The 6,392-nt window shown below is 65.1% G+C and carries 6 protein-coding genes; 2 read left to right on the top strand and 4 right to left on the bottom strand.

Annotation, left to right across the window (positions count from 1 at the left end; genetic code table 11):
* Together BraRD5C2_RS10745 and BraRD5C2_RS10740 are read left to right on the top strand one after the other, a co-directional pair.
* Positions 1-546 (top strand): enoyl-CoA hydratase-related protein (locus BraRD5C2_RS10745; RefSeq protein WP_223968242.1); only part of this gene is annotated, 546 nt, incomplete at its 5' end.
* 227 nt (positions 547-773) lie between these two features.
* The gene (locus BraRD5C2_RS10740; protein ID WP_223968241.1) at positions 774-1,625 is read left to right on the top strand and encodes a division plane positioning ATPase MipZ; all 852 of its coding nucleotides are present in this window, start codon (positions 774-776) and stop codon (positions 1,623-1,625) included.
* 14 nt (positions 1,626-1,639) lie between these two features.
* Here the strand turns inward: BraRD5C2_RS10740 and BraRD5C2_RS10735 are convergent, their stop codons facing one another.
* From BraRD5C2_RS10735 to BraRD5C2_RS10720, 4 genes are all read right to left on the bottom strand, one after another.
* Entirely contained in the window at positions 1,640-3,148 is a 1,509-nt protein-coding gene (locus tag BraRD5C2_RS10735) for a hypothetical protein (protein ID WP_223968240.1), read from the bottom strand.
* Between the two features lie 61 nt (positions 3,149-3,209).
* Positions 3,210-4,070, bottom strand: a complete 861-nt coding sequence (locus BraRD5C2_RS10730; protein ID WP_223968239.1) for a sugar phosphate isomerase/epimerase family protein — start codon at positions 4,068-4,070, stop codon at positions 3,210-3,212.
* A gap of 3 nt (positions 4,071-4,073) precedes the next feature.
* On the bottom strand, positions 4,074-5,420 hold the full coding sequence (locus tag BraRD5C2_RS10725; RefSeq protein WP_223968238.1) for an MFS transporter: 1,347 nt from the start codon (positions 5,418-5,420) through the stop codon (positions 4,074-4,076).
* A 77-nt stretch (positions 5,421-5,497) separates the two neighbouring features.
* Complete coding sequence (locus BraRD5C2_RS10720) at positions 5,498-6,370, bottom strand: phytanoyl-CoA dioxygenase family protein (RefSeq protein WP_223968237.1); 873 nt, start codon at positions 6,368-6,370, stop codon at positions 5,498-5,500.
* Positions 6,371-6,392: the final 22 nt, after the last annotated feature.

Below are 6,392 nucleotides of genomic sequence, written 5' to 3'. Positions count from 1 at the left end.
AAGCCGCTGCCGGAGGGCAACGTCGATCCCTTTGGATTGTCGAAGCGGTGCCGGAAGCCGATCATCACGGCCGTGCAGGGCATCGTGTTCACTGTCGGGATCGAGATGATGCTGGCCGGTGATATCGTCATTGCCGCAGACGACAGCCGGTTCTGCCAGATGGAAGCCAAGCGCGGCATCGCGCCGCTGGCCGGCGCGCATTTCCGCTACATCAGCCGCGCAGGGTGGGGCGATGCGATGTATCACCTCTTGCTCTGCGATGAGTTCACTGCCGCAGAAGCGCACCGGATAGGCCTCGTGCAGGAGGTCGTGCCGGCCGGTCAGCAGATCGAGCGTGCGATGGCGCTTGCGGAGATCATCGCGCGCAACGCGCCACTCGGAATCCAGGTCACGAAAGAGGCGGGCCGCAGGTTCATCGAAGCCGGCGAGCAGGCGGCAATTGCGATCATCCCGCAGATCCGCGAACGCGTGCTCAACACATCAGATGCGGCCGAGGGCATCAAGTCGTTCGTCGAGCGCCGCGCCGCGGTGTTCCAGGGACGCTAGTCCCCGAAGCGCTAGTCCCGGCGGCGCGCCAGCCCGCGGCGCAGCATGCTGCGTTCACGATACGTGCTCGAATTGCGGTTGTGACAATGTTGTCGCAGCCGCGTCAATTTCGATAACGATGACCGTGCGACGACTCTTGTCGAGATTCGTCGAATCAGGGAGATTCGAATCCATTCATTAAATTCAATTTCGTCCTGCTTTCACTCAAGCGTCAGGTATGGATTCCCATGACAAACGCACGAGTAATTGTTGTCGGAAATAACAAGGGCGGCTCGGGCAAGTCGACAATTGCCATGCATGTCGCCATCGCGCTGATCAAGGCGGGTCAGCGTGTCGCCACCATCGATCTCGACAACAAGCAGAAGTCGCTGACGCACTACGTCGATAACCGGCGGGATTGGGCGCGGCAAACCTCGCTGAATCTCGATATCCCGGCGCATATGTGCTTCGAGACGGTGAGCGGCAGAAGCAGCGAAGTCGAGACGCTCGGCCGCAGCGCGCTTGCCGAGATCGTCGAGCGGCTCGGCCGGTCGCACGATTTCGTCGTCATCGATTGCCCCGGCTACGACACCTATCTGACGACGTTCACGCATTCGCTGGCGAACACGCTGATTACACCGCTGAACGACAGCTTCCTCGACTTCGACGTGCTCGGCACCGTCGATCCGAACGACTTCAAGGTCACCGGCATCAGCCACTATTCGAAGATGGTGGAGGAAGCGCGGCGCGAGCGCAGCGCGCAGGATCTGCCGGCATTCGAGTGGGTGGTGCTGCGCAATCGCCTCTCGACGATCGGTTCACGCAACAAGCGCCTGGTCGGCGAAGCCCTCAACGAACTATCGAAGACGCTGAATTTCCGCCTGGTCGACGGTCTGGCCGAGCGCGTGATCTTCCGCGAGTTCTATCCGCGCGGATTGACGGCGGTCGACGACGTCAATCAGCTCGCGCTCGGTGGCCGGCCGACCATGTCGCATGTCACCGCATGGCTCGAGATGGAGCGGCTGATGACCGCCATCATGCTGGGTCACCTGGTGTCGCGCACGACGGAGTCCGCCGACGCCAACCTCGACGCGGCGTAGGCGAGGCCAAGCCACTACCGGCAGTTGGTGTTGCCCGCATTGGCAACGGTCAGGAACGTGATCGTTGCGGGAGCGAACACGAGCGCGCCCGCCGGGGCCGGCTCGCCATGCAAGGCGGGAAGCTGGTCGGAAGGCCCGAGCGCAAGCGCGCTGCCATTGAGCCGAACATTGCCGTCGGCGGGCCTTTCGCTCGCGAATGTGTAGCGTTGCGATGCCGCCGGCAGCGTCAGCTTGCGCCGCATCCGCCGATCATTGTTGATGACGAGCAGGGCTATTCCATCAGGCACGTCGCGCGCGCAATGGGCATAGACGTGGAGACCGGGTTGCTCGGCGACGCCGGCATCGAACACGGTGGTCCCCATCAACCGTCGCCACAGCAGCGCGGCCCAGTAGTTCGGCCGCGGCAGATGGGTTCGCTCGTCGAGCAGCCCGTAGTCGCTCGCGATCAGCGTGTTGTGCATCACCACCTGAACGCCGGTCTTGGCGAGCCGCCCGAGCTGATCGAGATAGCGGAACGTATCGGCAAAAGTCGCGGCCCAGCGGTTGCCGCCGCACGCGGTCTCGGCGGTCTCGGTCAGCCAGATCGGCTTGCCCGGTGCGAGCCGGTCGCGCAGCGCCTGGTAGAAGGCGAGCGTCTTGCCGGTTCGTGCCAGCCATTGGTCTGACAGCGCCTGCCTTGCCGTGCGATCGCCGGAACATCGCGCCGAGAGCGCGCCATAATGATGGTAGGAGGTCGCGTCGATGCCCGCTGCCGAGACTGCAAAGAGGGCTTTTGCATCCGCGCCGGTGCCGATCGTGCCTGGGCCGAGGATCGTCACGCCGGGTGCGGTGTCCTTCATGAATGCGCGGAACGTTGCGAAATCGCGGCCGTAAGCGGCGGCATCGTAGTGCTCGGGCGCGCCGCCGATGGCCGGCAGATCGGGCTCGTTCATGAACTCCGCTGCGGCGATCTCGCCGCTCGTCGATTTCGTGAAAGCGAGGAGCTGCCGGGCCTGTTCGGAGGTCCATCGGCCGTCAGCACCACGCGTGCCGGCGCTGATCGCAAGGGACGTGACAATGGGAGCGTCGACGGCGTGCGAGAAGTCGATCACATCCCGCCATTGCTGTCGTGTCAGCACACCCTTGAAGCCGGCCGGTGGCGCCGATGGTGGCGCGTCGGAATCCGCAAAGAACGTGCTGTTGGCCCAGGTTCCGCTCACACGAAGGTAGGCGGGAGCGAGCGCTGCTGCGAGCTTGCGTAGCCTGCCATCGTGCAGATCGATCGGCGTGCGCGCTGCGAACCGTTCCGGCTTCGCACCCGGCCGTGCGGCGGCGGCATAAGGCTTCCAGAACCGCCCGCCGGTCACCTCGACCATCTCGATGTTGTAGGACTGGAAGCGCGGGTCGATGGTCGCGACACGCGGCATGGTGGCGACGTCAAGCGTCAGTTCTGCCGGGGCGGCCTTCGCGTGGGCAAAGGCCGCAATGGCCAGCACAATGACGCAGGCGAGGCGTCGAGAAGCAGGGACCTGATGGTCACGCATGAGGGCTTCGCCGCGTTCCGAATGGCGCTTCGCCGCAGCATGCCGTTGCAGCTTCTCTGGATCAACCCGATGCAGCGCCGTGCGGCTCGTTCGCGATGCGATCCCACAGCGCGCGGATCATGTCCTTCATGACCAGCGCGTCCTGCCAGCGGTCGGACAATTCCCTGCCGTCGGGCCCGGTGATGGCATAGGGTGGGGGACCGAGCTCGCACAGGAAAGTCAGGGTCGCATCGGGCCCGGCGCGCTTGCGCCAGGAACGGATGCCGTAGTCCCACCAGTCCATGAATAGCGACACCCAGCCCTGATGCTGCGGAAAGCCGAGCGAGATCTGCTCCTGCTCGCGGCTCGCGATGCGGCCGTGGATGCCCCAGGCATGGTCGAGGATGCGATGGATCATCGCATGGTTCGCGTCGTCGACCGGCCAGGCGAATTCGCGCCCGACCAGGTAATGCGAGAGATCGGCGGTCAGCCGCAGATCGGGAAAGCGGTCGAGCAGATCGAGCATGAAGAACAGGTCAGTCGTCATGCGATCGCGATGGGTCTCGACATGCACGGCGACGCCGGCCTGCGCGCCAAGCCGCCGCCAGCCTTCGAGCAGGGGAATGCAGTCGGCGAGCCGCCGCGGACGGATGTCCGGTTGCAGGTTGACGTGATCTGCACCGAGCTGTGCCACCAGCTCGAGCACCGGTTTCAGGTCGTCGACGTTCTTCGGATAGCATTGCGCCTGCCAGATCATGCGATGCGCGCGAAGGAAGCTCGTCACCTCGCGCGCGAAGGCGGGATCGATGAAGCGCACGCCGGCGCCGTCAAACCCGGCATCGCGGATCATCGCGAGCTGGGTTTGCAGCGGCCACTCGTCCTCGTCGGCCAGCCGCCGCTCCATTGCCCAGAGCGACTGCAGGACGCGCAGTTGCTGCGCCACCGATCATGCCCGCGCCGGGATCGCCGCGGGCAGCTCGGCCTGTTCGCTCGTGTCGGCGGCGATGTTCTCCTGATAGGTCTCCGGCCCGATCCAGATTGCAACCACCGTGCAGGCCGACAGGAACATCGCGTAGCAGGCGACCGGCCACCAGGTGCCGTAGGCTGCCACCAGCGCGGTGGCGACGAATGGCGCGGGGCCGCCTGACAGCAGCGAGCCGAGCTCGCGCGCGAAGGCAAAGCCGGCGAAGCGGCGTTGCGGCGGGAACAGTTCGGCGAAATACGCCGCCTGCGGCCCGAACATCGCCGCCGTCACCACGGCGCGCGCCAGGATAAAGGCGAGCGCGATCATGACCCATTCCTTGGTGCCGACCATCCAGAAGAACGGGAAGGAAAGCGCCACGCCGGCCAGCGCGCCGAACATGTAGACTGGCCGCCGTCCGATCCGGTCCGACAACGCCGCAAAGCCGAGGATCGCAAACAGCTCGATCGTGAACGCAAGCATCAGCGCACTGAGCGCCTCCGCCTTCGGCACGCCCAGCGTGGTGATGACGTAGCTCAGGCCAAACACCGGGAAGAAATAGCCAAGCCCGTTCTCGGCCATCCGGGCGCCGAGCACGACGAAGAAATTGCGCGGGTGCCGGCGCAACGCCTCCATCGCCGGATTGCGCTCGACCTTGCCGCGCGCGACCACCGCCTGGGTGTAGACCGGCGTCTCGGTGATGCGCATGCGGACGAAGATGCCGACGACGATCAGGAGGAAGCTTGCGAGGAAGGGCAGGCGCCAACCCCAGCTCATCAGGTCCTCGCGCGGCAACATCGTCACCAGCGCGAAAGCGGCGGCGGCGAGCAGATTGCCGACGGAGACGCCGAGCGGCGCGAAGCCGCCCCAGAAGCCGCGATGCTTCGGCGGCGCGTTCTCGACCAGATAGATCACCGCGCCGCCATATTCGGCACCGGCGCCGAGGCCCTGGATCACGCGCATCGCGACCAGAAGGATCGGCGCCCAGACGCCGATCTGCGCATAAGTCGGCAGGAAGCCGATCGCGGTGGTGCCGATGCCGATCATCAACAGCGTTGCGACCAGCACCGGCTTGCGGCCGTAGCGGTCGCCGAGGATGCCGAATATGAGGCCGCCGAACGGCCGCACCACGAAGCCGACGCCGAAGGTCAGGAACGACAGCAGCGTGCCGACCACCGGATCGCTCTTCGGAAAGAACAGCTCGCCGAACACCAGCGCGGCCGCGGTGCCGTACAGGAAGAAGTCGTACCATTCGAGCGCGGAGCCGATGCTTGCGGCCAGGATCACACGCAGGCGCGATGTGCGAGCGCCATCTGTTGCCATCTCGGTCATTCGTTTCCCCGTTATTTTGATTTTTATGTCTTGAAAGCAGCAATGCCCGCGGCTCGCCGCGGGCATTGTCGTCAGTGTCAGGCGGCGCGCGTGAAGTAGGATTTCTTCGACGCCGACTGGGTCTCGTAGATCGATCCCTGTCGCTTGGCCGGCGGCAGCGGCATCCGTACCGGCACGTCTGTCAGCCGCGGGGTAACCACCGGCGGACCCGCCAGCAGGCGGCTGTTGAATTCGTCAAAATCCTTCACGCCCATCAGCGGCCAGGCGTCGCTGGCGGCTACTTCATAGAGCAGCAGGTTGCGCGGCCGGTCCGATGTGTTGGTCGCCGAGCCGTGCAGCGCGCGCACGTGGTGGAACGACATGCTGCCGGCCTTGCCCATGCAGGGCACCGCGCGCTTGATGTCGTCCTGGATCTGGTCGGGATCGATCAGACCTGCGAAGCAGCCGTCTTCGCCGTGATGATCCCACATCGTGCTGCCGGTGTGCGATCCCGGCGTCACCAGCATCGGGCCGTTCTCGATATCGCAATCGTCGAGCAGCACGCCGATCGCGAGGATGTCGTCATTGGTGTGCGGATAGAATGCCCAGTCCTGATGCCACTCGACCGGCGAGCCGTATTGCGCCGACTTCATATTGAGTTTTGAGCCGTGCAGGCGAAGCCCGGGACCGATCAGCCTGGTCAGGATCGAGATCACGGCGGGGCTGCGGATGATCTCGTCGAAGATCGGGTGCACCTTGTGCGGCGCCTTGATGCGGCGGACGCGCGGGGTCTCCGGCGTATGGCCCGGCTCGAGGTCGTAGACGTCGGTGTGCTCGGTCACGGCGGCGGCGCCCGCCACCAGCTCGGCGAGCACCGTGCGAACCTTGCCGAGGGTCTCCTGGTTCAGCACCTCGGGGACCACGATTACCCCGTCGCGCTTGTAGGCCTGGGCCTGCTCGTCCGAAATCATGCCGTTTCTCCTTTTTTGTTCC

It is taken from the genome of Bradyrhizobium sp. RD5-C2 (assembly GCF_019972155.1).
Taxonomy (GTDB): domain Bacteria; phylum Pseudomonadota; class Alphaproteobacteria; order Rhizobiales; family Xanthobacteraceae; genus Bradyrhizobium.
Note: the sequence above shows the minus strand (reverse complement) of the source record. Positions and strands in the feature narration are given on the sequence as shown.

What these genes read in the sequence shown, in the direction of transcription:
- BraRD5C2_RS10740 (WP_223968241.1), top strand. Translation starts at nt 774, where the DNA reads ATGACAAACGCACGAGTAATTGTTGTCGGAAATAACAAGGGCGGCTCG.
- BraRD5C2_RS10735 (WP_223968240.1), bottom strand. Translation starts at nt 3,148, where the DNA reads ATGCGTGACCATCAGGTCCCTGCTTCTCGACGCCTCGCCTGCGTCATT.
- BraRD5C2_RS10725 (WP_223968238.1), bottom strand. Translation starts at nt 5,420, where the DNA reads ATGACCGAGATGGCAACAGATGGCGCTCGCACATCGCGCCTGCGTGTG.
- BraRD5C2_RS10720 (WP_223968237.1), bottom strand. Translation starts at nt 6,370, where the DNA reads ATGATTTCGGACGAGCAGGCCCAGGCCTACAAGCGCGACGGGGTAATC.